Origin of the sequence: Ruicaihuangia caeni (assembly GCF_040536845.1) — a bacterium.
Lineage (GTDB): Bacteria > Actinomycetota > Actinomycetes > Actinomycetales > Microbacteriaceae > Ruicaihuangia > Ruicaihuangia caeni.
Genome location: NZ_CP159582.1, coordinates 516,768 through 541,077 on the forward strand (window position 1 = coordinate 516,768; position 24,310 = coordinate 541,077).

Annotated in this window: 24 protein-coding genes; 11 read left to right on the forward strand and 13 right to left on the reverse strand. The window is 68.0% G+C overall.

The genetic code is table 11. The features are described 5' to 3' along the window. Positions 1-53 precede the first annotated feature (53 nt). The 6 genes from serA to ABV606_RS02410 form a co-directional block, all read right to left on the reverse strand. Positions 54-1,646 carry a phosphoglycerate dehydrogenase gene (serA, locus tag ABV606_RS02385; protein ID WP_281487367.1) on the reverse strand — a complete coding sequence of 531 codons (1,593 nt, stop codon included), beginning with the start codon at positions 1,644-1,646 and terminating at the stop codon, positions 54-56. A 71-nt stretch (positions 1,647-1,717) separates the two neighbouring features. Further along, positions 1,718-2,140, reverse strand: a complete 423-nt coding sequence (locus ABV606_RS02390) for a hypothetical protein (protein WP_353988207.1) — start codon at positions 2,138-2,140, stop codon at positions 1,718-1,720. Then, positions 2,137-2,610 carry a hypothetical protein gene (locus ABV606_RS02395; protein WP_353988208.1) on the reverse strand — a complete coding sequence of 158 codons (474 nt, stop codon included), beginning with the start codon at positions 2,608-2,610 and terminating at the stop codon, positions 2,137-2,139. Before ABV606_RS02395 ends, ABV606_RS02390 begins: the two co-directional genes overlap by 4 nt. Further along, positions 2,607-2,864 carry a DUF3039 domain-containing protein gene (locus tag ABV606_RS02400; RefSeq protein WP_353988209.1) on the reverse strand — a complete coding sequence of 86 codons (258 nt, stop codon included), beginning with the start codon at positions 2,862-2,864 and terminating at the stop codon, positions 2,607-2,609. Before ABV606_RS02400 ends, ABV606_RS02395 begins: the two co-directional genes overlap by 4 nt. Before the next feature lie 160 nt (positions 2,865-3,024). Further along, the gene (locus ABV606_RS02405; protein ID WP_353988210.1) at positions 3,025-4,590 is read right to left on the reverse strand and encodes an ABC transporter permease; all 1,566 of its coding nucleotides are present in this window, start codon (positions 4,588-4,590) and stop codon (positions 3,025-3,027) included. Further along, positions 4,566-5,705 carry an ABC transporter ATP-binding protein gene (locus ABV606_RS02410; RefSeq protein ID WP_281487362.1) on the reverse strand — a complete coding sequence of 380 codons (1,140 nt, stop codon included), beginning with the start codon at positions 5,703-5,705 and terminating at the stop codon, positions 4,566-4,568. Before ABV606_RS02410 ends, ABV606_RS02405 begins: the two co-directional genes overlap by 25 nt. A 237-nt stretch (positions 5,706-5,942) precedes the next feature. Here ABV606_RS02410 and ABV606_RS02415 point away from each other — a divergent pair, with 237 nt between their 5' ends. The 4 genes from ABV606_RS02415 (at position 5,943) to ABV606_RS02430 (ending at position 8,600) form a co-directional block, all read left to right on the forward strand. Next, entirely contained in the window at positions 5,943-6,635 is a 693-nt protein-coding gene (locus ABV606_RS02415) for an NTP transferase domain-containing protein (RefSeq protein WP_281487361.1), read from the forward strand. Positions 6,636-6,687: 52 nt separating this feature from the next. Continuing rightward, the gene (locus ABV606_RS02420; protein WP_353988211.1) at positions 6,688-7,482 is read left to right on the forward strand and encodes an ABC transporter permease; all 795 of its coding nucleotides are present in this window, start codon (positions 6,688-6,690) and stop codon (positions 7,480-7,482) included. Continuing rightward, positions 7,482-8,219 carry an ABC transporter ATP-binding protein gene (locus ABV606_RS02425; protein ID WP_353988212.1) on the forward strand — a complete coding sequence of 246 codons (738 nt, stop codon included), beginning with the start codon at positions 7,482-7,484 and terminating at the stop codon, positions 8,217-8,219. The genes ABV606_RS02420 and ABV606_RS02425 overlap by 1 nt, the downstream gene beginning before the upstream one ends. 84 nt (positions 8,220-8,303) lie before the next feature. Beyond that, on the forward strand, positions 8,304-8,600 hold the full coding sequence (locus ABV606_RS02430) for a hypothetical protein (RefSeq protein WP_353988213.1): 297 nt from the start codon (positions 8,304-8,306) through the stop codon (positions 8,598-8,600). A gap of 41 nt (positions 8,601-8,641) precedes the next feature. Here the strand turns inward: ABV606_RS02430 and ABV606_RS02435 are convergent, their stop codons facing one another. Continuing rightward, a complete protein-coding gene (locus ABV606_RS02435; protein ID WP_353988214.1) occupies positions 8,642-8,947 on the reverse strand; it encodes a helix-turn-helix domain-containing protein in 306 nt (101 codons plus the stop codon). Between the two features lie 141 nt (positions 8,948-9,088). On the opposite strand from ABV606_RS02435, the gene ABV606_RS02440 reads away from it, so the two are divergent. Continuing rightward, complete coding sequence (locus ABV606_RS02440; protein ID WP_353988215.1) at positions 9,089-10,105, forward strand: hypothetical protein; 1,017 nt, start codon at positions 9,089-9,091, stop codon at positions 10,103-10,105. On the opposite strand, the gene ABV606_RS02445 is transcribed toward ABV606_RS02440, so the two are convergent. Further along, positions 10,033-11,334 carry a CDP-glycerol glycerophosphotransferase family protein gene (locus tag ABV606_RS02445; RefSeq protein ID WP_353988216.1) on the reverse strand — a complete coding sequence of 434 codons (1,302 nt, stop codon included), beginning with the start codon at positions 11,332-11,334 and terminating at the stop codon, positions 10,033-10,035. The genes ABV606_RS02440 and ABV606_RS02445 overlap by 73 nt on opposite strands. A gap of 102 nt (positions 11,335-11,436) precedes the next feature. On the opposite strand from ABV606_RS02445, the gene ABV606_RS02450 reads away from it, so the two are divergent. Continuing rightward, complete coding sequence (locus ABV606_RS02450; protein WP_353988217.1) at positions 11,437-12,717, forward strand: CDP-glycerol glycerophosphotransferase family protein; 1,281 nt, start codon at positions 11,437-11,439, stop codon at positions 12,715-12,717. Beyond that, positions 12,714-14,378 (forward strand): CDP-glycerol glycerophosphotransferase family protein, encoded by a 1,665-nt coding sequence (locus tag ABV606_RS02455; protein ID WP_353988218.1) that lies wholly within the window; start codon positions 12,714-12,716, stop codon positions 14,376-14,378. Before ABV606_RS02450 ends, ABV606_RS02455 begins: the two co-directional genes overlap by 4 nt. Positions 14,379-14,382: 4 nt before the next feature. On the opposite strand, the gene ABV606_RS02460 is transcribed toward ABV606_RS02455, so the two are convergent. Next, the gene (locus ABV606_RS02460) at positions 14,383-15,423 is read right to left on the reverse strand and encodes a glycosyltransferase family 2 protein (protein ID WP_281487347.1); all 1,041 of its coding nucleotides are present in this window, start codon (positions 15,421-15,423) and stop codon (positions 14,383-14,385) included. Between the two features lie 101 nt (positions 15,424-15,524). Further along, positions 15,525-17,204: a S1C family serine protease gene (locus tag ABV606_RS02465; RefSeq protein WP_353988219.1), complete on the reverse strand. Its 1,680-nt coding sequence runs from the start codon at positions 17,202-17,204 to the stop codon at positions 15,525-15,527. A gap of 276 nt (positions 17,205-17,480) precedes the next feature. Here ABV606_RS02465 and ABV606_RS02470 point away from each other — a divergent pair, with 276 nt between their 5' ends. After that, on the forward strand, positions 17,481-18,674 hold the full coding sequence (locus tag ABV606_RS02470; protein ID WP_281487345.1) for an aminotransferase class I/II-fold pyridoxal phosphate-dependent enzyme: 1,194 nt from the start codon (positions 17,481-17,483) through the stop codon (positions 18,672-18,674). A 12-nt stretch (positions 18,675-18,686) separates the two neighbouring features. Here ABV606_RS02470 and ABV606_RS02475 read toward each other — a convergent pair whose 3' ends face one another. Further along, positions 18,687-19,499 (reverse strand): carbon-nitrogen hydrolase family protein, encoded by an 813-nt coding sequence (locus tag ABV606_RS02475; RefSeq protein ID WP_281487344.1) that lies wholly within the window; start codon positions 19,497-19,499, stop codon positions 18,687-18,689. Positions 19,500-19,545: 46 nt separating this feature from the next. Here ABV606_RS02475 and ABV606_RS02480 point away from each other — a divergent pair, with 46 nt between their 5' ends. Continuing rightward, positions 19,546-20,433: a ribokinase gene (locus ABV606_RS02480; RefSeq protein ID WP_353988220.1), complete on the forward strand. Its 888-nt coding sequence runs from the start codon at positions 19,546-19,548 to the stop codon at positions 20,431-20,433. On the opposite strand, the gene ABV606_RS02485 is transcribed toward ABV606_RS02480, so the two are convergent. Next, entirely contained in the window at positions 20,353-21,531 is a 1,179-nt protein-coding gene (locus ABV606_RS02485) for an IPT/TIG domain-containing protein (RefSeq protein WP_353988221.1), read from the reverse strand. The two genes, ABV606_RS02480 and ABV606_RS02485, sit on opposite strands and share 81 nt — an antisense overlap. Positions 21,532-21,835: 304 nt before the next feature. Here ABV606_RS02485 and ABV606_RS02490 point away from each other — a divergent pair, with 304 nt between their 5' ends. Then, positions 21,836-23,389 (forward strand): DHA2 family efflux MFS transporter permease subunit, encoded by a 1,554-nt coding sequence (locus ABV606_RS02490; RefSeq protein ID WP_353988222.1) that lies wholly within the window; start codon positions 21,836-21,838, stop codon positions 23,387-23,389. Here the strand turns inward: ABV606_RS02490 and ABV606_RS02495 are convergent. After that, on the reverse strand, positions 23,370-23,639 hold the full coding sequence (locus tag ABV606_RS02495; RefSeq protein WP_281487340.1) for a hypothetical protein: 270 nt from the start codon (positions 23,637-23,639) through the stop codon (positions 23,370-23,372). The two genes, ABV606_RS02490 and ABV606_RS02495, sit on opposite strands and share 20 nt — an antisense overlap. Before the next feature lie 88 nt (positions 23,640-23,727). Here ABV606_RS02495 and ABV606_RS02500 point away from each other — a divergent pair, with 88 nt between their 5' ends. Then, positions 23,728-24,291 carry a dihydrofolate reductase family protein gene (locus tag ABV606_RS02500; RefSeq protein ID WP_353988223.1) on the forward strand — a complete coding sequence of 188 codons (564 nt, stop codon included), beginning with the start codon at positions 23,728-23,730 and terminating at the stop codon, positions 24,289-24,291. The last annotated feature ends 19 nt before the right edge of the window (positions 24,292-24,310 follow it).

The window sequence follows — 24,310 nt, forward strand, 5'->3', positions numbered from 1 at the left end:
CTTCCTGTTCGAGGTTGCGCGAACGGATGCCGCAGCCGCACCTCGATCGGTGGTCAGACCTCGATGACGTCGATCTCGCGAACGAAATCGGCCTCGATGGCGCCCTCGATCTCGCTGAGCAGTTCAGCGGGCACCGGTGAGTCGACCATCACGATGCTCAACGCCTTGCCGCCGGCGGTCTTGCGCGCGACCTGCATACCGGCGATGTTGATCTGGGCGTCGCCGAAGAGCTTGCCGTACACCGCGACGATTCCCGGCCGGTCGACGTAGCGCATCACGATGAGGTGGTCGGCGATCGGCACCTCGACGTCGTAGCCGTTGACCTCGACGATCTTCTGCGCCTGCCTCGTGCCGGTCAGCGTGCCGGAGACCGAGATCTGCGACCCGTCGCTGAGCGCACCGCGAAGCGTGAGCAGATTGCGGTACTCCTCACTCGTTGCGTCGGTGATGAGCTGCACCTCGACGCCGCGCTGCTCGGCGAGCAACGGCGCGTTCACGTAGCTGACCTGCTCGCTCACGACGTTCGTGAAGATGCCCTTCAGCGCTGCGAGCTTCAGCACGCTCACGTCGAAGGCGGTGATCTCACCGCGCACCTCGACGGCCACGCTCGTGAGCGGGCTGTCGACGAGACCCGCGAACACCTGGCCGAGCTTCTCCATGAGCGGGATGCCGGGGCGAACAGTCGGGTCGATGACACCGCCGGCCACGTTGACCGCGTCGGGCACGAGTTCGCCGTCGAGCGCCAAGCGCACCGACTTCGCCACCGAGACACCGGCCTTCTCCTGTGCCTCACCGGTGGAGGCGCCAAGGTGCGGGGTGACGGTGATGTTGTCGAGCTCGAGCAGCGGCGAGCCGGTGGGCGGCTCGCTGACGAACACGTCGAGCCCTGCACCGGCGATGCGCCGTGACTTCAATGCCTCGTAGAGCGCGTCCTCATCGATGATGCCGCCGCGGCTCGCGTTGACGATGCGCAGCGACGGCTTCGCCTTCGCGAACTGCTCGGCGCCGATCAGGCCCGTGGTCTCAGGAGTCTTCGGGATGTGGATGGTGATGAAGTCGGCGCGCTCCATGAGTTCGTCGAGAGTCACCATCGTGACCCCCATCTGCTGCGCCCGGGCGGGCGTGACGTAGGGGTCGTAGGCGATGATCTCGGTGCCGAACGCGGCGAGCCGCTGTGCGACGAGCGCACCGATCCGACCGAGGCCGACGATGCCGATGGTCTTCTCGTAGAGCTCGACACCGGTGAACTTCGAACGCTTCCATTCGCCGGCCTTCAGCGAGGCGTTCGCGTCGGGTACGAGACGCGCGAGTGAGAGCAGGTGTGTGATCGCGAGCTCGGCGGCGCTGACGATGTTGGAGGTCGGCGCGTTCACGACCATGATTCCGGCCTCGGTCGCGGCCTTGATGTCGACGTTGTCGAGACCCACACCCGCGCGTGCGATGACCTTGAGCTTCTTGGAGGCGGCGATCGCCTCTGCATCGAGCTTCGTGGCCGAGCGCACGAGCACGGCATCCGCGTCCGCCAGTGCTTCCAACAGCACCGCGCGGTCGGTGCCGTCGATGTTCCTGATGTCGAAGTCAGGGCCGAGCGCGGCGACGGTGGCGGGTGACAGTTCTTCTGCGATCAACACGATCGGCTTAGCCACGGGTGCTTCCTTCGATTGAGACGGAGTGCGTCGGAAGAGACAGAAACGTTGTCGGAAACGACTGAACGAGTCTACAGACCGCCGGCATTCACATAGGCGGTCAGGGTGAGGGTCAAGGCTGCTGAGGCGCACAAGCTCGCGAGCAGGGCGCCACCCCGTTCGATCAACGGCCGGCCGCGTCCGATCAGCACCGCGGCGATGAATGCCGCCGGCGGGACGACGATGTTCGCGATGAGGGCCGACCACGGCACCGGCTGGTCGATCTGGAAGAGGTCGTTGAAGTACGCGATCTGCTGGGGCAGAGCGACGGCGCTCGAGGCCGCCTCCCAAAGGTCCCACGCGAAGAAGAGCCCGAAGACGACATAGAGCACCACCAGCGACGCGGTGCGCGGACGCTTCGGCGCCAGGCCGTTGGATGCCGGGGCCGCTTCGGCCGGGGACTCCCCCGTGATCGCATCGTTCACGCCCGTGCTCGGGTTCTCGAGATTGCTCATGCTGCGCTCCCGAGCACCCAGGGAAGCGGCACCAGCAGCACGAGTCCGGCCGCCAGCCAGCCGAAGCGCGCAAGCGGGCGTCTGCCCCGAGTGAGCACGAGCACGACGGCGAACCAGACGGCGGGCGCCACGATGGCGAGCGCCTCTCCGAGCTGATACATGATCTCCGGCAGCAGCGCGCCGAGGGTCACCGGGTCGCGGAACACGGCTGCGACCCAGCCGACGCTGTAGATGACGTAGATGCCCGCGATCACGCCGAGCGCGACCAGTTGCAGCGCACCACCCGTCGACGAGGCGACGGCGGCGCCTGCGTTGGAGGCATCCTGACCGCCTTCGACTCCGGTCGAGAGCGCACCGCGCGCCGAAGACTTCTGGGGCGAGTCGGTGTCGAGGGACTCGTCACCAGCCCATCGCAGCGCCTCATCGTCGGACGCGTCGAACCGGTCGTCGGGAGAATCGCCCTGGGTCACCCGCGCAGCTTTTCGTAGATCTCCTTGCAACTGGGGCAGATCGGGAACTTCTCCGGGTCGCGGCCCGGCGTCCACTTCTTGCCGCACAGGGCCCGCACCGGCTTGCCCGTGATCGCCGATTCGACGATCTTGTCCTTCGGCACGTAGTGCGAGAAGCGCTCGTGGTCGCCGTCTTCGAGCTGCTCCTGGTTGAGCAGCTTCTCGAGTTCGCGATCGAGAACGTCTGTGCCGCCGCCGGTGTGTTCGGTGCTCATACCTTCATCGTAGGCTTCAACGCCTGTTCGCGCCCTCCGCGAGAACGGCCAGCGAGGGGGTTCGGAAGAGGGCAGCGAAGGGGCCAGCGGCGCAGACTGTCGGATGCCTGAGAGCACCCTCATCGACTCCGGTTCGCGGCTTGCCTGCCGCTGTCAAGACTCAGCCGCGGAGCGCAGCCGCGAGGAGTTCGGGGCCCCGGCGATCGAAGATCTTCCCGCCGAGGTGCAGACCGAGCACAAGACAGAGCAGCCCGAGACCCACGCCGCACCACAGGGTGAGCCAGACGTACTGACCGCCGAGCACTTGGCTCGCGACAGCCAGCGCGAACACAGGTCCGGCCAGCAGGAGCGTCGCGAAGAACGAGACCGCCTGCCGAACCGCTCCGCCGCCGCCCGACGGCTGTTGGAACGGGCTCTCGCCTGGAAGCGCCGTGGGGTATGGCAAGGCCGCGGAGGCGACCGACGAGACTCCGATCGACGCACCCAGAATGGCGAACCCGACGCCGAGCATGGGCGGCAGGATCGCGGCGTCGCCGTAGACACCGGCGCACAGCAGGCTCGCGAGGGTCACGGCCGGCACACCGATGATGATGGGTGGAACCGCCCGGCCCACTCGGTCGTCGAATCCGCGAGTGTCGGCCACGAGGTGGAGCCACACGGCGCTGTGGTCGAGCGCCACATCGTTGTGCACCGACCATCCGATGAACAGGGCCACGACCGGCACCGGCAGCAGCGCGATGAAGTCCACCGGCACGCCGGCGATCAGCAGCGGCACCGCCATGAGCAGCGGGATGAGGGGCACGACGACGATCGCCGTGAGGTAGCGCGGGTCGCGCACCCAATAGGTGAGGCTGCGCGCAGCGATCGCCCACGCCGCGCCGCGCCCGAAGAGACCGAACAGCCCGATGCTGGAGTGGTGCTCCCTCCTGCCTGCAAGGGCAGGAGCGCGCAGCATCCGCTCCACCGCGAAGGACCAGCAGCCGAAGAGCACCGCGACCCAGACGAACGTGACGAGCAGCCTCAGCAGTGCGCCCCACCAATCGCCCTCCGACGCGAGTGGGCCGACGGCCCATGCGGCCCCGAACGGCGTCCAGCCGAGCACCTCAGCGATCTGAGCCACCAGCTCACCGCCCTGCCGTGCCCAGTCGAAGTCGGCGATGCGGAGGAGCACCGGAACGATCAGCGCGAGTACCACCAGCGTGATCACCCGCACGACGCCGCGAGCGACCAGCACCGAGTGGAGCGCAGCTCCGACGCTGATGCCGAGCCGCCCGAAGAGCGCGAGAGTGGCGACGAGCGCCGGCAGCGCGACGACTCCGAACAGGCCCGCAACGCCGTCCCGCGCGAACGTCACCGTATGGGCGATGCCGATGACGATGAAACCCAGCACCGGAAGGCTGAGCACCGACGACAGCAGGATGCCTCTGGCCAGGGCGGCGGGTTCGAGCCCGAAGAGGACGAACCGGCGCGGGTCGAACTGGTCGTTCCCCGAGACAAGCAGCGGCAGCACGAAGATCGCGGCAGTGAACAGGGCCCCTGCGGTCGTGGCGATCGCGGCGGCGGTGTCGACTGGCAGCTCGCGGAGCAGCGCGAACCCGCCGAGTGCGAGGGCGAGGAGCGCGATGCCGTACACGACGACGATCGCGAGGCCCGCGAGCCCGAGGGGGCTGCGGCGCAGTGCGTTCGCGAGGAGGGAGAGCCTCAGTCCGAGAAGCTGTGCAACCACTCGAGCTCCCCGCTCTCGCTGTCGGCTCCGGCAAGCTCGATGAATCGCTGCTCGAGGGATTTGCGCGCGCGCACCTTGCCCATCGTGCCCGAGGCGAGCACACGACCCGAAACCATGATCGCGACGTGCGAGCAGACGCGCTGGATCAGATCCATGCTGTGGCTCGAGAGCAGCACAGTGCCACCGGATGCCGTGTACCGCTGCAGCATCTCGATGATGGTCGCGGTCGATACCGGGTCGACCGCTTCGAACGGCTCGTCGAGCACGAGCACGCGAGGCGAGTGCAGCATCGCTGCCGCCAGCGCGATCTTCTTCGTCATTCCCAACGAGTAGTCGCCGACGACCCGGTCGAGCGCGTCTTCAAGCCCGAGCGCCTTGGCGAGGTCGGCCGAGCGTCCACGCAGGGTGAGCGTGTCGAGCCCACGCAGCGACCCCGCATAGTGCAGGAACTGCGCTCCGGTCAGGCGGTCGAACAGACGCAAGCGGTCGGGCAGCACGCCGAGCTGCCGCTTGGCCAGCGCGGGGTTGAGCCAGACGTCTGCACCATGCACCGTCACCAGGCCGGCGTCGGGCCGCAGGAGTCCGGTCGCCATCGAAAGCGTGGTGGTCTTGCCCGCGCCGTTCGGCCCCACGATGCCGTAGAAGCTGCCGGCCGGCACTTCGAGATCCATCGCGTCGACCGCCGGCACCCCGTTGAAGTACTTGGTGAGGTTCCGCATGCGAAGCACGACCTCGGCGGGCGCCTTGCGGGGCCGCGGCTTGGCCGGTGCGCTTCGACTACCGCTTGCCGCGTGCGGTGCGACGCGCTTGACGGGATTCGCCTTCGATTTCGCGGGAGCCCGCTTCGCGGGGGCCTTCTTCGCCGTCGTCTTCTTCGCGGGCGACTTCTTGGCCTCTGCGGGCGCGCTCGCAGCCTCGGCATCGCTCTCAGCGTCTGCGTCGCTCGTCGATGCGGGCGAGCTCGGGGCGGCCGGAGGCCCGGGAGGCGTCGGGGCGACGGGAGGAGCAGGCGGGGGCGGAGGCGCAAGGCGCTCCACTGCGGTTCGCACGCCGGAGCTCGCTTGCTGTTCTGGGGCGAGATCGTCTCTCACCCTGTCGTCGACTCCGGGCTCCACTCCTCAACCGTAGCAAGCGCTTCGCGCGCAGCCGACCTCGAAGATCTATCACGAAACGGCTACATTTCCGCGATCGGTGCGGGCCCCCGAGCGGGGGCGGGGGTACCGTGGTGCTCGCACGACGGAGTGTCCACAGCATTGCTGCGCGCCGAACAGCAGGTGAACGCGATTCAGCGTTCTCCCCGGTTCATACAGGTTCTGCACGGGCGCGGGCAGCACAATCCATGAGGAGGAAATGTGAGCACTCAAGTCGTCATTCTCGCTGCCGGTATGGGCAGCCGGCTCGGCCGCACGCTCCCGAAGTCGCTCACCGAGTTGAGCGACGGGCGAACCATCATGCGGCAGCAGCACGACAACATCCATGCCGCCTTCGGCCACACCGCGAAGATCACCACCGTCGTCGGGTACAAGCTCGACTACATCATCGACGCCTTTCCCGAGGCCAACTACGTCTACAACGAGCAGTACGACGTGACCAACACCTCGAAGAGCTTGTTGCGGGCCCTGCGTCGCACGAAGCCGGGCGGCGTGCTCTGGATGAACGGCGATGTGGTCTTCGACCCGACCGTGCTCGTGCGCGCGACCAACCTCGTCCAGCGCGACCAGTCGTTCGTGACGGTGAACACCTCGAAGGTCTCGGATGAAGAGGTGAAGTACACCACGGATGCCGAGGGCTACATCAAGGAGCTCTCGAAGACGGTTCGCGGTGGCCTCGGCGAGGCTGTCGGCATCAACTACATCTCGAGCCGTGACAAGGCTGCGCTCATCAGCCACCTGCAGCGCGTAGACGATCAGGACTACTTCGAGCGGGGCATCGAACTCGCCATCGAGCACGACGGTCTTCGGGTGGAGCCGTTCGACATCTCCGACCTGTACGCGGTCGAGGTCGACTTCGCCGAAGACCTGGAGCGCGCGAACCTCTACGTCTGACCCGCAGCGGGGCGCGCAAGCCCCCGCTTCAGCGGGCAATAGCATTGAGGCCGTGACTGTCCGCACCGAGTCTCCCGCGGCATCCGGGTTCTCGAGCTATCGCCATTCGCTGTGGCTGCTCACCCGGCGCGACCTGCGTGTGCGGTACTCGACCTCGTTCCTTGGGTACCTCTGGTCGGTGATCGACCCGCTCGTGATGGCGGGGATCTACTGGTTCGTCTTCACGCAGGTGTTCGATCGCACCGTCGGCGAGCAGCCCTACATCGTCTTCCTGCTGTGCGCGTTGCTGCCCTGGATGTGGTTCAACGGCGCGGTCGGCGACAGCACTCGCGCGTTCCTTCGCGAGGCGAAGCTCATTCGTTCGACGCGCATCGCGCGTACCGTCTGGGTGAATCGCATCGTGCTGTCGAAGGGCGTGGAGTACCTGGCGAGCCTGCCGGTGCTCGCAGTGTTCGCGGTCGCCTTCGGGGCAGCGTGGCACTGGGAGCTGCTGCTGATGGTGCCCGCGGTGCTGCTCCAGACCGTGCTCACCGTCGGCATCGGGCTGATCGTGGCCCCACTGGTCGTCTTCTTCCGAGATCTCGAGCGGGCCACGAAGCTCGTGCTGCGGTTCCTCTTCTATGCGTCGCCGATCATCTACGGCATCAGCGACCTGCCTGACGGTCTTGAGTTCTGGATGTCGTTCAACCCGTTGGCCGGCATCTTCAGCCTGTATCGAGCGGGATTCTTCCCCGGGCAGCTGCACTGGGATGCCGTGGGCATCAGTGCCGCCATGAGCGTGGCGATCCTGCTGATCGGTGTGTGGGTGTTCCGGCGAGCCGAGCGACTCGTGCTGAAGGAGATCTGATGGCCGTGATGATCGCGACCGAGGGCCTCGGCATCCGTTTCCGGCGCAATCGACGTGGGAGGCGCAGCTTCAAGGATCTGTTCGCATCGAAGCACCGCCGGTCGCGGCCGAATGAGTTCTGGGCACTCAAAGACGTGTCGTTCAGCGTCGAGCGCGGCGAGGCGATCGGCGTTGTCGGTCGCAATGGGCAAGGCAAGTCGACGCTGCTCAAGCTCGTGGCGCAGGTCATGCTTCCCGATGAGGGGTCTGTGCGAGTGCACGGCGGAGTGGCGCCTCTCATCGAGATCACTGGCGGCTTCGTCGACGACCTCACGGTGCGCGACAACGTGTACCTCACCGCCGGGCTGCATGGCATGACCAAGCGCGAGATCGACGCCTGCTACGACGAGATCATCGAGTTCGCAGAGATCCAGGGTTTCGAGGAGACCCCGTACAAGCACCTCTCCAGCGGGATGAGGGTGCGCATCGCGTTCGCCGTGATCTCGCGCCTCGACGAGCCGATCCTCTTGGTCGACGAGGTGCTGGCCGTGGGCGACAAGGCCTTCCGCGAGAAGTGCTACCGGCGGATCGAGCAGCTGCTCGCCGAGGGCCGCACGATGTTCTTCGTCTCGCACAACGAGCGCGACCTGAAGCGCTTCTGCACCCGCGGGCTGTACCTCGACAAGGGGCGCCTGGTGCATGACGGACCGATCGACGAAGTGCTCGCGCTGTACAACCGGCACTACGCCGATAAGTAGTCGCCTCTCCCCCACCGATCTCGCCGCGCGGACGGCATCCACAGCGGTCGCCGGGGTGTCGGGGGCCGTTCATAGCCTCGCGGCATGTTCACCCCGCTCAGGCCCGTCGACCCCGAACTCGCCTACGCCGTGCCATTCGTCGTCGAGCGAGCGCGAGCGCCGGTCTTCGAACTGCTCAACACGAGCGAAGAGCCCGCGCGCGCGGTCATGCTGAGCCTCATCGGCGATGGTCGGCTGGTCTCCGGGATGCCGACGACGCTCGAGCCAGGGGCGCGCCTGAGCTTTGCGCTGCACGGCGACGATGTCGCACGCGGCAGCGTCGTGATCGTGCGCTGGTTCAGGACCGACGGCTGTGAGTACCTGTGGCGTATCGCGTTCTGACTGCCGCTCCCGCTCGGCCGGTTGGCACTGCCCGACGGGCGCTAGTGCTCCGCACGCCGTTCCCGCTCTCGAAGGAGTTCGGATGCCGTCAGCTGATGCCGCCGCTCAGGAAGAGAGTCGACGCCGATCCCCCGCACGAGCTCGCCCGGGTCGATCTCAAGGGCCGCTGCGATGCGCACAATGGTGAGGAAGTTCGGGTTGGCAACGCCGCGCTCGACCTTGCCCCAGTTGGTCCAGTGGAGCCCAGCGAGCTCGGCGATGTCCTCCTGGCTGAGCCCGAGCCGCAGGCGGGCCTCGCGAACGCGCTGGCCGAGCGTGATCGCGGCAACGGACTTCGAAGCGGGCACTACTCATGACTAAGCGCATGGCGCGTATGAATCCAGAGCGCACGAGCCCCATGTGTTTGAACCTCAGTGTTCAGATCGGCACGGGAGCGCCTCAGCGTGGGCGGATTACCATAGGGCCCCCGACCGGGAAGGAGCGCCCTGGTGCCTTTGGATCGACGAATCGCTGCCCCGCACCGACTCGCGGAGCAAGCGGCGCAGCAGCGCATGATCGTGCGCGGGTTCGACCGCCTGCTCACCGTGCAGCGGCCGGTGGTGCTGGCTACGCTTCGCGACCTGCGCCGCCGGCATCCGTCTGCGAGCCCCGACGAGATCATCCGGATGCTCGAGCGGCGCTACCTGGCCGCGGTCACAGTCGGAGGGGCGGGCGTCGGAGCCAGCGCGGCGGTGCCGGGTGTGGGCACAGCCGTCGGTATCGCGCTCACGGGCGTGGAAACCGCGGTCTTCCTCGAATCGAGCGCTCTGTTCGCGCAAGCGGTCACCGAAGTGCACGGCATCGCGGTGACCGACCCCGATCGCGCACGCGCCCTCGTCATGACGATGATGCTCGGCGACTCGGGGGCAGACCTGGTGCGTCAACTCGCAGCGCAGTTCGCCGGGAACGGTATGCCGCAGACGGCGTTCTGGGGCGACATCATCGGCAAGAGCTTGCCCAAGGCCTTCACCGGCCAGCTCGCCGACCAGGTCAAGCGGCAGTTCATGCGCCGCTTCGCAGCGAACACCTCCAGCGGCGCGGTGGCACGACTGCTGCCGTTCGGAGTCGGTGCAGTCATCGGCGGGAGTGCGGCACACCTACTGGGCCGCAAGGTGGTGACCAGCTCTCGGACGGCGTTCGGACCCGCGCCACAGCTCTTCCCCGACAATCTGGCTGCGATCGCTCCGCCCCGGCGGGCGGTCCGCACTGCTTTCAAGACAGCAGCCGCGACCACGGCCGAGGCTGGTCAACGCGCAGCGGCCAGCACCGCTTCTGCGGCGAAGCGGGCTGCGTCGAGCACAGCCAAGGCGGGCCGGACGGTCGGCAACGGTCTCGCTCGGCCGGTCAGACGATTGCGCCGCACCTCCGTCGCCGAATCCGCCTCCGAAGCGACTCAGGACTCGTCGACGGGTGCTTCGTCTTCGTCGGCTTCCTCATCGTCGAACGCACCCACTAGCGCTTCCTGATCGGCATGCAGCTTGGCGTGCACCTGCCAGTGCTCGATCAGCCGCTCCACGGCCCCGTGGAACCGCTGCGTCGATGCCCCAGGCGTCGTGTCGCCGAAGTGATGCTCCGACCAGCGCTGAAGCGTCGCCAGCGACTCGGAACTGGTCTGCACGCGGTCGACAGCCTCGACGACATTGCCCGCGTCTTCCACGTCGAGCCACTCGCAAGAGCCGAGGAACCCCGACGCATCGACGACAGCATCCGACGAAGCAGGGCGTGTGACGATGATGGGCTTCCCCGTCGCCAGCCGGTCGTAGATCATCGCTGACACATCGGTGATCGCCACGTCGGTGGCCGACAGCTGCCAGTCGAGCGACCCGCTGGTGTCGTGGATGTGTCCCGCAGCCGGATCAGCGGCGTTCGCGGCCTCGATCGCCGCGATGACACGCTTGTTCGCCTCGCCGTACGAAGGGTCGGCCACCCCGCTGCGAGGATGAGGCCGGTACACCACCCGGTGCCTGCCGCTGGCGAGCAGTGCGCCGACGAGCGCCTCGCCGTGAGACGCCACCGAGCCGTAGCGCATCGACCCGCGATCGCCCTCCCAGGTCGGGGAGTAGAGCACGACCGTGCGGTCGTCAGCGGAATACGGAGGCTGCGCGCGCAGGTGGTCGACCTGCGGACGCCCGATGACCAGAGCGCGCTCGTCGACGTCGTAGTCCCAGAGCGCGCGGCGCAGCCGATCGAGCGCCGCCTGCCCTGCCACGAACGCGAAATCGTAGGCCTTGTACTGATTGCTGCTCATGTACGCCTTGTCGCTCTCGCCATGGCTGATGAACACGTGCCACATCCGACCGAACCGGAACATCTGGAAGTTCTTGGCGTTCTGATTGACGTAGAACACCAGCTTCAGCTGACGCTGGTCATGCACGAACCGCTCGAGCTCGGAGATCTTGCGCAGGTACAGCGTCGGAAGCGGGGCCTCGTCCCACAGTGTGAGCGCAGTGCCCGGCGATCTGGAGATGAGCACGACCCGGTGCTGCTTCGAGAGCTCCTTCAACGGTTCGTACCACTGACGGATCTGGTAGAGGTTCACCCTCGTGTCGGCGAAGTACACCGCGATCTCGACGCTGTCGGCATCCGGCATCGGCATGTCTACCAGCCGTCGCTCGACACGCAGTCGTGTCAACCGCGACCTCACCATGTTGCGCAGGATCCGCACAGCGGTCTTCGCGTCGTTCAGCAGCGGCAATTCTTGGTCCTCCGAACGTGCCCTCGCCCGGCAGGCACATCGAAGGATTAAACCAGCGCGTGTCACACAGCCGCCCCGAAACTGCGGGATAGTTGTTGAATCGTGTCCGGGTTCACCTTCTCAGCCGGCAATGCCGCGAAGCTGCTGTCTGCGCCGCTCTATGCCCTCGGCGCGCTCGCAACGCGCCTGACGCCGAGGAACGCGCGGCTCTGGGTGTTCGGCTGCGGCTCCGGGCTCGGTGAGGGCGCCCTCGAACTGGCTCGGCACGTGGCGCGGGCGGATCCGAAGGCGCGTGTCGTCTGGCTGGGGCGCGACGAGGCCGAGGTCGAGGCCGCTCGCGCTCGAGGGCTGCAGGCCGCTCGCCGGGCCAGCTGGCGAGGACTGCGGGCGACGCTTCGCGCCGGTGTCATCGTGATCACGCACGGGTTCGGTGACGTGAACCGATTCGCGGTTCGCGGGGCCTTCATCGTGCAGCTCTGGCACGGCATCCCCTTGAAGCGCATCCAACTCGATGCCTCAGCGACCTTCGACTCCCCGTTGCCGCTCGAGGGCCTGCTGCGGCGCTTGTATCGGCTCGCCGGCCGCAACATCACCCTCATGCCGGCAGCCGGCAACATCTCGGCCGAGCGGCTGCGCAGCGCGTTCGGCCTGCCTGCCGAACGGGTCGTCGTGACCGGCGACCCACGAGACGACGTGCTGTGCCGAGGCACAGCGACCGAGCGCGAGTTCGCGGCGCGCGCACTGCTGGCACCTCTCCTCACCTCGCAGACCGCCGGCGCGACCGGTACCGCGCAGCATGAGCGCGGAGTGCGGTTGGTGCTGCACGCGCCGACCTGGCGCGACGGCGAGCCCGACCCCGTGCTGCCGACCGACAGCGAATGGGCTGCGATCGACGCCTGGCTCGAACGCACCGGCTCGGTGCTGCTGCTTCGCCCGCATCCGCACTCGGTCGGCGCGTATGCGGAAGCGGCCACCCGTTCGCCGAGGGTCGCGCTGGTCGACTCGGAGGCGATCAGCGACGTCAACACCGTGCTTGCGGCCGTCGACGTACTCATCACCGACTACTCGTCGATCGCCTTCGACTTCGCACTGACTGGGCGGCCGATCCTGTTCCTGGCGCCCGACCTGGAGCGATACAGCCAGACTCGTGGGCTGTACGAGGAGTACCACGACTTCAGCGGCGGGATGGAGGCGTCCGACTGGGCGGCGCTGCTCGACCTGCTCGAACGCTTCGACCGTGACCCGGCGACGCGGCGACTGCTGCGCGACCACAGCGAGCGCCTCGCCACACGTCATCACGCCTACCGCGACGGGCGCAACACCGACCGTGTGTACGACGCTATCGTGCAGCGCCTGCCGGAACGCAGCGGGGGCCGCGCATGAGCACGTCCGACGAGCGCGGCGGCGCATCGCAGGAGCGCGGCAACGCCTCGGACGCGCGCCACGTCGACCGCGTCGACCCCGCCGACCTCGAAAAGAATGGGGAGCCGACTTCGGGTGAGCCGACCGGGGGCATGGATGCGGTGATCATCGACACCGTGATGCTGCACGGCGGAGAAGTGCCGGAACTCGTGCTCGGCGGCACCGGGTCCACGCCGGTCGACCTCGAGCTCGTCGGATCCCGCTGGCGGGCGCCGGCGTCGGTCGAGCGCGACCCGCAGCGAGATGGGTGGCGGGCGACGGTGGCACTCCGGAACGGGCGGTGGTCGCTCGGGGTTGAGGAGCGGCATCCGCTGCCTCCGCCCGCCGGCCGGTACACGATGCGCGCCGCATCGCCGCTTGAGTTCTCGGCTTCGGCGTCGCTACCCGCTGCGCTCTTGGTCGAGCAGGTTGCGAGGCTCTCCTTCGAGCCGGGCGGAGGCATGGGCGATCACCAGGCGCCCACCCTCCTCATCGCACCCCCGTTGGCCGACGACGAACGCGGGCCGGAGCAGCAACGACGCCTCGAGCAGCAGTACCGGCGAGCGCGGCCAGCGCCCGAGAACGCCGTGTTCTTCGAGAGCTTCTACGGCAGCAGCGCCTCGTGCAATCCGCGCGCCATCGACCGTGCCCTGCGCGAGCTCGCGCCGGGCGTCACACGGTACTGGAGCGTCGCCGACGCATCGGTGCGCGTGCCGGAAGGCGCCATCCGCCTCATCGAGGGCAGCCGCGAGTGGTGGAGGGTGCGGGCGTCGGCGAGGCTGCTCGTCGTGAACGACTGGCTGCGCGGCCGGTACCGTCGGCGAGCCCACCAAGCGGTGCTGCAGACGTGGCACGGCACTCCCCTCAAGCGGCTCGCGCTCGGGCGCCCCGGGTTCCGTCCGAGAGCGGCCATCGCGACGCTTCGGGAGCGCTCGCGCTGGAGCATCATGCTCTCGCAGAACCCGCATTCGACGCGCGTGTTCCGCCGCTCGTACGCGTTCTTCGGGCCGGTCTGGGAGCTCGGCTACCCGCGCGACGATGTGCTCTCGCGAGGCGAGTCGTCGATGGTGCGGCGCCGTCTCGGCATCCGCGACGATGCACTCGTCCTGCTCTATGCGCCCACCTGGCGCGACGACCGGCCGGACGAGGTCGATCACTTGGGAAGCGCGGAATTCGCGCGCCGGATGCCGCACGTCGACGGCCGCGAGGTGGTCGTGCTGCTCCGAGGCCACTCGCGCACGCTCGGCCCTGGCACCGACGTGGAGGCGCCCGGCGTGATCGATGTCACCCGCTTCCCGGACATCGCCGAGTTGTACCTCGCTGCGGACGCGCTCATCACCGACTACTCCTCGGCGATGTTCGATTTCACGGTCACGGGCAAACCCGTGCTGTTCTTCGCCCCCGATCTGGAGCACTACCGAGACCGGCTGCGCGGGTTCACCTTCGACCTGCTGGAAGATCCGCCCGGCCCGGTGCTCGCCGATGTGGAATCGCTCGCGCGAGCGGTGTCGTCGCTCGACGAGGTGCGCCAGCAGTTCTCCGAGGCATACGAGCGTTGGCGGCAGCGGTTCAACCCGAAGGACGACGGCCGCGCAGCGGAGCGAGTCGTGCGGCGCCTGCTCGACACGGGTCGGATCGGCTGAGGCGTCAGCCCGTTCGCGAGGTGTCGACCACGTCGCGGGCGCCCTTGAGAACACCGACGATGAACCCCGCTCCCCACGCGAGATGCATGCTCGGCAGCACCAGCAGGTAGAGCCAGCGATCTCGAGCGGTGGCGCCCCGTTCGCTGACGAAGCTCACCCAGAGCAAGAGCGCGAGGTAGGCGAGCGGGCCGAGGTACACCGCGCTGAGCAGCCACGACGGCCAGCCGTGCACCACACCCGTCAGTTGAAGCACTGCGAGCACCAGGCTCAGCACGATCGCGAGCACCAGCAGGGGCGGCACGAAGAATCGGAGCGGGTTACGGCCCTTGTACCGGCGCACGAGCTCGCCACGCCACGCACCGGTCGCGCTGAACTGGCGCACCAGCTTCTCCCAGCTGTCACGAGGCCAGTACGTCACCTCGAGGTCGGGATCGAACCAGACGAGGTGCCCGGCCGAGCGGATGCGCAGGTTGAGCTCCCAGTCCTCCCCGCGCCGCACCGACTCGTCGTAGAGCCCCGCTTCGAAGAGCACTTCGCGGCGGAACACGCCGAGGTATGCCGACTCGGCAGGGCCGGCATCCGTGCCGCCGTGGTACTGACCTCCGCCAAGCCCGATGCGGCTGTTGTAGGCGCGCGCAACGGCCGCCTGGAAGGGCGTTCGGCCTTGCGCCTTCATCAGGCCGCCGACGTTCGCGGCTCCCGTGCGCTGCAGAACGGCGACCGCCTTCCGCGTGTAGTCGGGCTCGAGCTCCGAGTGGGCGTCGACGCGCACGACGATCGGATGCCGGCTCGCGCGGATCGCCAGATTGAGCCCCGCCGGGATGTCGGTCTGCGGGTTCCTCACCCAGCGCACGCGCGGGTCTCGCTCGGCAAGACGCTCGACGATCTCATCGGTGCCATCGGTCGAGGGTCCAAGCGCGAGGATCAGCTCTCGCTCGCCGGGGTAGTCCTGCGCGAGCACGGTTCGCACCGCGTGCTCGATGTACCCGGCCTCATTGAGCACCGGAATGACGTAGGAGACGCCGGGGAACCGATCGTCTGCCATGCGCACAAGCGTACCGGCGGGCCGGGTGCGCTCTTCGCGCCCCGGCCCGCCGGTGTGGTGTCGCCTGCTCGGCGCTCTCTGTCTGGATTCCCTGCCGCGACCTACTTCAGGGATCCGAGCGTGACATCGGCGGTGTGCACCTTTCCGTCCCTCACGTAGGTGATGGTCGTCTTGGCGCCCGCCGGCAGCGCGCGCACCTGGGCTGTCAGGTCGTTCGCGCTCGTGATCGGGGTGTCTCCCAGGTAGGTGACCACATCGCCCTTGCGCAGGCCGGCATCATTGGCCGCGCCCTGCCCCGGGTTCTCGGCGATCTCGGCCCCGAGCGTGCCGCCCGAGGGCTGGGTGACCATCGCGCCGAGGAGGCCGTGCGTCGCCGCACCGTTGTCGATCAATTCGCCGGCGATCCGCTTCGCCAGATTCGACGGGATCGCGAATCCCACTCCGATGCTGCCCGCCGAGCCCTGGCTGTTGCCCGCGCTCGCGATCGCGACGTTCACTCCGATGAGCTTGCCCTCTGCGTTCAGCAGGGCGCCGCCCGAGTTCCCGGGGTTGATCGCGGCATCCGTCTGCAGCACGCTCAACTGCACGGTCGACCTCGCGCTCGACTGCTCCTGACCCGGCACGTCGAAACGCCAGAAGTCGAAGGGGTTGTCGGGCTGTTGGGGCTGATCCTGCTGCGGCTGCTCGGGCGCTGCAGACGAAGCCACCGTGATGCTGCGGTTCAGTGCGCTCACGATGCCATCGGTGACCGTGTTCGCAAGCCCCAGCGGGGCGCCGATCGCAATCGCCGCGTCGCCGACGTTGAGGCTCGACGAATCAGCGAAGCTGATCGCCGGCAGGTCAGCGCCATCGACCTTGATCACCGCCAAGTCGCTGAGCGGGTCGGTACCGACGAGTGTGGCGTCGAGCACGCGACCGTCCCACGTGCGCACCGTGATCTTCGGGTTGCCGCTCGCACCGTCGAGGGTCACCACGTGCGTGTTCGTGATGATGTGCCCCTGATCGTCGATGACGACACCCGAACCGGTGCCTGCGCCCTGAGAGGTGCCGACGGAGATGGTGACGACGCTCGGCCCTGCCTTCGCCGCGACGGCGCTGACAGGCGCGACCCCGTTGCCGTTGTTGATGCTGATCGTGCCAGGGCTCTGGCTGCCCACGATCGTGGTGCCGCTGTCACCGCCGTCTGCGATGAGGGCGACCGAAGCGCCCGACACACCGCCGACCAGCGCGCCGACGGCGAGCGCCGCGATGATCGGGATCGCGGAGCGGCGCGGCGCGGTGGCAGGAGCGGATGCCGCTGTGCCCGTGGAGTGAGCGGTTGCCGGGTGCGGGGCTCCGGTGTGGGCCCCCGCGACGTACTGAGCACCGGCGTGCGAAGCGTGCGCATGCTGGCTTCCGGCGTAGGCGGAGGAGCCGAACGCCGCACCGGTGTGCGCGTGGTCCTGTGCGCGCTCAGCACCTGGCGCGTTGCCGATGGGGTTCGGGCCGTGCCCGCCCAGGTACGGCGCCGACTCCGCAGGCTGGGGACCAGAAGAGCCGGGAGCGGCGGGGGGCACCTCGCTGGTGCGAGGCGCGTCGCTCTGAGGTGTCTGCGGCGCTGAACTCATCGGCGCGGAGTTCATGGTGTCGGGAGCGGCCTCACGGGGTCGCTGCGATCCGGCGTCGAACGGCTCGGGCCGACCCCCGGCATCCGTCGCGCCTGGCTCGGACGGAACAGCGCGTTCACGGTCGTCGCCTCCCGAGGCTTGGCCGGGGTGCTGGTTCTCGGTCGGTTCGGTCATCATGCGCTCCTTTCACGCTTGATCAGCGTCCACCGGCAAGCTGTGCGTTCTCTATGGTGCCGCTGAGCAGCGACTTCCGGCTCCCTTTGGTCTGACTTGTCTCATCGCTCGCGGCTCGGCCACCGGTTGCGCGTCGCACGCAGCACACAGCACGCTGCACGCTGCACCCAACACGCGAAGGCGTGCCGCTGGCGGTGGTTGCCGGCCGGCGTAACCGTCCGTCACGGTCGGAACAGACAGCCTGTGATCCGAAGGGGCCGGCGGTAATGTTGCCGGGTGACAGTTTCAGGTGCGTGGCGGCGCGCCGCTCAGGGCGCGATGCTGCTCGGTGACGACGGCGAAGTGCGACCAACGATCTTCGCCGAGATGTCGGGGCTCGCCGTGCGTCACGGCGCGATCAACCTGGGGCAGGGGTTCCCCGACGAAGACGGTCCGACCGAAGTGCTCGAGGCCGCCCAACGAGCGATCCGCGACGGCCACAACCAGTACGCCCCGGCCATGGGCGTGCCAGTGCTGCGCGAGGCCATCGCCGACCACCGCGAACGGTTCTGGGGGCTCTCGGCCGACCCGGACCGTGAGGTGCTCGTCACTGCCGGCGCGACAGAGGCTCTCACCGCGACGTTGCTCGCGCTGCTCGAGCCCGGCGATGAGGTGGTGACGTTCGAACCGTTCTACGACCTGTACGCCGCAGTCGTCGCCCTCGCCGGCGCGACGCTGCGCCCGGTTCCGCTGCTCGCACCCGAGTTCGAGCCCGACCTCGACCGGCTGCGCGACTCGTTCACCGATCGCACACGGATCGTGCTGGTGAACAACCCGCACAATCCGACGGGAGCCATGCTGAGCAAGGAGGCGCTGCAACTCATCGCGGAGCTCGCCGAGCGACATGATGCGGTGATCGTCGCCGACGAGGTCTACGAGCACCTCGGATTCGAGTCGAAGCACACTCCGATCGCGACGATCGCCGGTGCCGCAGAGCGAACCGTCAGCATCTCGAGCGCCGCGAAGACCTTCAATGTCACGGGCTGGAAGATCGGGTGGCTGGTCGCGAGCCCGGCTCTCGTCGAAGCGATCGTCGCGGTGAAGCAGTGGTTGACCTATGTGAACGGCACGCCATTCCAGCACGGCGTGGCGGTCGGCCTCGGGCTGCCCGACGAGTTCTTCTCGGGCGTTGCGAGCTCACTCGCGCACAAGCGCAATGTGCTGTCGGCGGGGCTGCGCGAAGCGGGCTTCTCGGTGTCGCCGTCGGCGGGAGGCTATTTCGTCGTCGCCGACGCCACGCCGCTCGGGTACTCGGATGCCGCGACCCTTTGCCGCGAGTTGCCGGAGCGCGCCGGAGTAGCCGCCATCCCGCTCTCCGCATTCGTCACGCCCGAGAACCGGGCTCCATACGAGTCGCTTGTGCGCTTCGCGTTCTGCAAGCGCATCGATGTGCTCGAGAGCGCGGCCGCGCGCCTCGCCTCCATGGGCTGAGCGGCGACCGCCTCAGCGCGTGCGAGGCACGATGTCGAATCGCCGCAGCGCCAGCGCGGGGTTCACTTCGCGCACAGCGCGCACGCGTCCTCGTGACACCCAGCTGACTGCGACGTCTTCGATCTCGCCGATGGTGGCGAGTTCGATGCCCATCGGATCGACGATCATGCTGTTCCCCACGCCGATCGGCGGCGCCTGGTCAGCAGCGGCGAAGTACACGGTGTTCTCGATCGCGCGGGCCGTGACGAGCGTGCGCCAGTGGTACTCCTTCAGCGGCCCCCGCACCCACTCGGCTGGCAGCGCGATGAGCTGCGCACCCGCCTCGGCCAACCGTCGCGAGACTTCCGGGAAGCGGATGTCGTAGCAGGTCTGCATCGCGACCGGAACGCCCTGCACGTCGAAGACGATCGGGTCCTCGATCGGTCCAGGCGCGACGAACTCGCTCTCCTTCTGACCGAACGCGTCATACAAGTGGATCTTGCGGTACACCGCCACCACGTCGCCCGAGGGATTCACGGCGACGAGCGTGTTGAAGAACCGGCCATCGGGCGCCCGCTCGATCATTCCGGCGACCAGGTGCACCCCCTGATCCTGCGCGACCGCCGCGAGGCCCGTCACGAACTCGCCGTCGAGATCTTCCGCGGCTTCAAGCCAGGTCTCATCGATCGGCGCGCTGAAGAACGCGGAGTACTCCGGGAACACCACCAGCCGCGCGCCGCGCTCGACCGCCGTTCGGGTGAGCCGGCCGATCGTCTGGAGGTTCGCGGAGGTGTCGGTGCCGGGCGCGAATTGCGCCACGGCAACGCCGAGTACGTCGTGAGGCATACTGCCATCCTGCCAGCGACGCATCGGCTCTGGCAGAGTGTTGCCCATGACCGCTCCCCTCATCGTGCTGGGCTCCGCCAACCGTGACCTCGTCGTGCTCGTCTCCCGGCATCCCTTGCCCGGCGAGACGCTGCTCGCTACCGGGACCACGACCGGCGTCGGCGGCAAGGGCGCCAATCAGGCACTCGCCGCGGCCAGGGCCGGAGCCACGCCGGGCTTCGTCGGCGCGGTCGGGGCGGATGCCGAGGGCGACGAGCTCGTGCAGGCCCTCGCCGACGGCGGCGTGGATGTCACTCACGTGCGGCGATCGATGCTGCCGACCGGGCTCGCGTTGATCACCGTGTCGGACGCGGGCGAGAACACCATCGTGGTCGCACAGGGCGCGAACGCGTCGCTCGAGCCCGAGCAGGTCGCGGGTGACGTGGCCGCAACCGGTCAGGGGCCGGTGCTGCTCGCTCAATTGGAGGTGCCCCTGGATGCGGTCGAGGCCGCTGCCCGGACCGCTGGGCGTTCCGGTGGCCGCTTCGTGCTCAACCTCTCGCCGGCGCGCGAGGTGCCTGACTCACTGCTGGAGATATGCGACCCGCTCGTCGTCAACGAGTCGGAGGCCGCGCTGGTGGCGGGTCGCGACGCGGCGAGCGTCGAGTCGGTCGATGACGCCCTCGAGCTGGCACAGGCGCTGGCCGGCCGGTGCCGGTCGATCGTGATCACGCTCGGCGGCGACGGCGCCGTCTTCGGCGACCAGAGCGGAGTCACCCACGTGCCGGCCGAGAAGGTCAAGGTGATCGACACGACCGGTGCCGGCGACGCCTTCGTCGGAACCCTCGCCGCACGACTCGCACGCGGCGAGGAACTAGCCGATGCGGTCGAGGCCGGGCTCGCGGCCGGCACCGCTGCGGTGCAGCACCTCGGGGCGCAGCCGCCCCGCGCCTGACGCTGCCCGCCCTGTGGCGCGCGCGGTGGCGGCGCGGATCACCGCGGCCCCGATGCCGATGCTCAGTACGGCGAACACGACAGTCGCGGCCGCATCGGCTCCCGTCGGCGGCAGCATCCCATCAGCCGAGCGACCCGGAGCGATCGCGGGTTGAGCGTTGCTGTGCTGGGTAGTCGGGCCTGTGACCGAAGAGCCACCGCTGGCGGGGCCGCCCGGTGCTGCTGGCGCAGCCTCGACGACGAGCACTCTCGTCGCCGCTGTGAGCGCGGAGTCGAGGGTGTCAGAGGTCACCTGCACATCTGCATAGCCGGGCGGCGTGCCGGCGGGGACGATGGCGCGGAGCTCTGTGTCGGATACCACCGAGAAGCGGGTGCGATCGAGCACCGTGCTCCCGATGCGCAGTGAGGTCGTCAAGGCCTGATCGAAGCCCGTGCCGAGAATGGTGATCTCTTCACCGACGCGCGCCTCCGCTGGGGCCACCGAGGTGATGCGGGGCATGAGGAGGAAGGTGGCGGAGGCGCCGAACTCGCCGAAGTGATCAACTGATTCCCACAAGACTCCGGCTGTATCGGTCCTGACAGGGCCGACTCCGTCGGAGGTATCGATAGGGGCTGTATCGGCCACGCACATCAAAATGCCTTCGCCGTCAGCACCAACTGCCGGGACATCAAAGATCAAGTCCTCGCCGGGCACAACCTGAATAAGACCGACTTCGATCGGACCGCGCCACGCGCCTGCTGCTCCGGCGCCTTCTGCCTGTACCGGCGCGCTTTCGAATAGCACCGCCATCGAGTGAGTAGTGGCATCCGCGCTCCACCGCCTCACGTTGATGCTGAAGAAGTTGTTTTTTGCCGCGCTTCCGCCGTTCATCACGGGCAATCCGATCGAAGCCAAGACGTTAACTCCGTCGGGAACTCGTACCTTGAGCCCTTGCCGACCGTCCCCGCTGGTCAAGCGTGAGCCGAAAGCACAACTAGTTGAGATCGAGCGCTCCTCGGCCGCTTGTGCCCATCCACCACCTGGCACAAGCACCAAACCAAGGACAGCCACAATGAGAAAACTGAGATTTCGACAAGTTCTCCACACGCTCGCGACCATATTGAGGTTTTCTCGTTACGGCCAGGGCGTTCACGCTCTGTCATGCCCCCACTACGGGCCTCACGACCCCATTCCGACAGCTAGGAGAGCACCGAAACGCCCCGGCGATGCCGATCAGCCCGTCGCAACACGCCGAAAGGGTCGCGCGAGCACGTCCCGACGTGAATAATGGTGCGGTGCGCGTCGAGGCCCTCCGCGCATGCGCTCGCTCACCACGATCTCGGCGCTCCACGCCGCGCTCGTTCCGCCGCTCTCGACGGATCCGTGACGATTCCCCGACCACAGGGCACTGACGACTGAGACCATGAACGCTGCGCACAAGAACTCTCCTTCCGCCTCCGCCTCTGCGACGACTCCCGATTCGGCGACAGGCGTGACGGCCGTCTCATCGGCCGAAGCGCTCGGCCGACGCAATCGCCTGGTGATCTGGCTGCTGCTCGCGTCGAGCTTCGTCGTCATCCTCAACGAGACGATCATGAGCGTTGCCATCCCCGAGCTCATGATCGATCTCGAGGTCGACGCGCGCGCCGCGCAGTGGCTCTCGACCGCATTCATGCTGACCATGGCTACGGTCATCCCGATCACGGGGTTCCTATTGCAGCGGTTCAATACCCGTCCGATCTTCATCGCTGCGATGTCGCTGTTCTCGCTCGGCACGCTCGCGGCCGCGCTGGCGCCCGGGTTCGCCGTGCTGGTCGCCGCCCGCGTGGTGCAGGCATCCGGCACCGCGATCATGATGCCGTTGCTGATGACCACGCTGATGACGCTGGTTCCGCCCGGAGCCCGCGGACGCACGATGGGCAACGTGTCGATCGTGATCTCGGTCGCGCCCGCAATCGGCCCGACCGTGTCGGGCGTGATCTTGAACTCTCTCGGCTGGCGGTGGATCTTCATCATCGTGCTGCCCATCGCGCTCGGGATGCTGGCGCTCGGCGCGAAGCGGATCGCGAATGTCACCGAGCCGAAGCAGGTGCCGATCGACCTGCTCTCGGTCATGCTCTCGGCGCTGGGGTTCGGTGGCCTGATCTACGGCCTGAGCCGCATCGGCGAGAGCAGTGCGCAGCCGGCAGATGCTGCGGCATCCGCGACGCAGATGTGGGCGACCATCGCTGTCGGAGTCATCGCGCTGGTGCTCTTCGTCTGGCGACAGCTGCGACTGCAACGCCGGGATCGGGCGCTGCTCGACTTGCGCACGTTCCGCTCCACGAACTTCTCTGTGACCGTGGCGCTCATGGTGATCGCGATGGCGTCCCTCTTCGGCGCCCTCATTCTGCTGCCGATCTACCTCAGGCAGGCGCTCGAGCTGGAGCCGCTGATGATCGGGCTCCTGCTCCTGCCCGGTGGCTTGCTCATGGGGCTGCTGGCGCCGTTCGTGGGTCGGCTGTACGACCGGTTCGGGCCGACACCGCTGCTGGTTCCAGGCACCGCGATGGCGAGCGCGGCACTGTGGATGCTGTCGGCCACGGGCCCGGGCGCGTCCGCGTATTTCGTGCTCGGCGCGCATCTTGTGCTCAGCGCCGGTCTCGCGCTGATCTTCACGCCGTTGTTCACCTCGGCGATGGCGTCGGTGGCACCCTCGCTGTACTCGCACGCGAGCGCGATCGTCGGCACGGTGCAGCAGGTGGCGGGAGCTGCGGGCACGGCTCTCTTCGTGACGGTCATGTCGATCCAGCAGCAGGCCAGTCAGGCGCGAGGAGCCGTCGAGACGGTCGCGGTCGCAGAGGGCGTGCAGCTCGCGTTCTTCGCGGCGGCGGTGCTGTTCACGCTCACGATCATCGCGGCGGCCTTCGTGCGCCGCCCGCAGGAGCACCCGCACCCCACTGACGCCGAAGCGCCAGTCAGCGCCGCGGCAGCCTGATCGTGATCCGCCCCTCCTCAAGGGGCCGATCGCCTGCGAGCGGTGCCGGTGCGGGCACGATCTTCTCGGTCTCGAGATGTTCGCGAGCGTGCCGCTGAGCGGGGTTGAACACCTCGTCCATGACGCCGAGCGCTCCAGCCAGGCCGCCGAGCCCGTCGCCGCTGCCCGCGCCGCTGCGGCGGAACCGCAGGCTGCCCACGCACATCGCCACGACAGCGAGGGCTACAACGGCCAGCACCAGCCATTCCATGCCGCGAGTGTACGCCCGAGTCTCGCTCCAGGCCTCGCTTCAGGCGTTCGAAGTCCCTACTATCGACGCACGAGTCTGGAGGCCGATCATGCGCAAAGTGACCTATTCGATGAACGTCTCGCTCGACGGCTACATCGTCGCTGCTGACGGAACGTTCGACTGGTCGGGACCCTCAGACGAGGAATTCCGCTTCTTCATCGACCAGCTCCGGCCGGTGGGCGTGCACCTGCTCGGCCGAAAGCTGTACGAGACGATGCTGTACTGGGAAGACCCGGAGCAGACGCCGTCGTTCGACGCCGCCGAGCAGGAGTGGGCATCGCTGTGGAACCCACTTCCGAAAGTCGTGTTCTCCAAGACGCTGTCGACCGTGCATGGCAGCGCGCGGCTCGCGACTGGAACCGTGGCCGACGAGATCGATCGGCTTCGAGCCGAGCCCGGTGACGGCGACATCGCCATCGGCGGCGCCACGCTCGCGGCCCAGGCCGCCGCAGCCGGGCTCATCGACGAGTACCAGTTGATGATACGCCCTGTGCTGGTCGGCGGAGGAATCCCCTACTTCGCGCACGAGGAACGTCGCGTCGACCTCGAGCGGGTCGAGACGCGCAACTTCGACTCCGGCGCGGTCTTCTTGCGGTACCGCGTCGCCCGCTGATCGGCCGCCGGTTTCCGCG